At 56.3% G+C, this 1511-nt stretch carries 1 protein-coding gene and 1 pseudogene; both read left to right on the plus strand.

All coding sequences use genetic code 11. The features are described from left to right. Window positions 1-276 (plus strand): annotated as a pseudogene (locus KGA88_RS01875) (phospholipase); the annotation flags it as partial. Next, on the plus strand, window positions 276-1511 hold a 1236-nt coding region (locus tag KGA88_RS01880), incomplete at its 3' end, for a sel1 repeat family protein (protein WP_223588468.1). The pseudogene KGA88_RS01875 and the gene KGA88_RS01880, both read left to right, overlap by 1 nt.

Consider the following 1511-nt stretch of genomic DNA (forward strand, 5'->3'; position numbering starts at 1 on the left):
ACCCACGGTTCGGCCAACATCAATACCCGGAGCATGCAGGTCGATAGTGAGCTGAACATTGCCCATGAGTGGATGAGTGTGACCCAGGCAATGCGGCGGCGGTTGTGGGATCTGCATACGGATGGGAAGGGGGTGCAGGAGGAGGTGGGCGATGCATTCGAAGCTTGGCAGGAGATCATCAAAAAAAACAAAGAGCATCAAAACGACGAGGCAGCGCCTTACGCCCCCCTCGTCGAATTTTTCTACGGAAAAGCCAAGCTGTGGGACCTCGACTAATGCGCCGTTTTCTCTTGCTCACCTGCCTGCTGTTAGCGGCCTGCGATAGCCGCAGCACCTTTAACTATATGAAGAAGGACCCTCATGTGAAACCTCTGACGGAAATCAAAGCCAACCTGGCTTTTACCTGTGCCCACGAAAATATCCCAGAAGCCAGTGCCGAAACCGACGTGCTGTTCCAGTACGCCCGCTGGCTACAGAAAAATAACCAGCTCAAACAGGACAAAGGCGTCGATGTCGAAATCGAGCGGTTGTACCGCATCGCCGCCGAAAATGGGCATTTCAAGGCCAACATCAACCTGCAGAACGGTGGCATGCGGCAACGGTTCCAGTTGCGTGGCGACGAACACCTGCGCTTGAGTCAGCAACTGATCGATGCTGGTGTGGCGACAGGTTACTACTTTGTAGGGATCTTCCTTCAGCAGGGTTCGGCCGGGCTTAAGCAGGATCCGGAGATGGCGTTACGTTATTTTCGCAAGGCCGCCGATCAAGGTAACGCCCAGTCTCAGTACGATGTGGGCAACAAGTTGGCGCCGAAGAGCATCGCCCCCTCTATTGCCCGGCAGATGCGCAGATGCGCTGCCGAACAAGGCCACGGCGAAGCGGCTACAGAGCTAGGCGTTCATCTTCAAGGAAGGGAGGAGTATCAAGAGGCACTTGAAGCATTCCAACTCGGCGTAGCTGCTGGCAGCAGTACCTCGGCCTCTTTTGTATACAAAGGCTTTCGTAATCCGCCTCCCACCAATGAATTGCACTATCTCGGTCAACAAGAAGACCTCGAACGCGCCGAGCGCTACGAAAAAATCTGGAAAGTGCTCTCTGGCTACTCCTACGCCAACCCCAAAGTCCCCGAAATCAACGAAATCCTCCCGCTGCCACCGGCCAAACTCCCCGCCTGGGACGGCAAGCTGCAATGGCTAGAAGAGCGCCTGGCAAACATCCCGCCAGAAAAACCCAGCGAAGCACTGATCCAGCAACTGGCCAAGGCCAAGCTCCTCGACCCCACTTCCGGCCGACCGCTGCCAGCATCTCCCGATTTCATCCGGGAGCCTTACCGCAAGCTGACCTGCAACAGCGGTCAAGCCTGCCCGCAATCCGGCTATTGGAGAGCGGAAGGCATCGTCGACGAGATCCGACGTTTCGAGAAAGGCGAAATGATGCCGACCCTGAACGTCCGGCGTAGCCATAGCCGTTTCCTGCTCGCCGACCGAATTACCGTCGCAGAGGAAAACATC

Origin of the sequence: Pseudomonas sp. A-R-19 (genome assembly GCF_019956575.1) — a bacterium.
In the GTDB taxonomy this organism is placed as follows: Bacteria; Pseudomonadota; Gammaproteobacteria; order Pseudomonadales; family Pseudomonadaceae; genus Aquipseudomonas.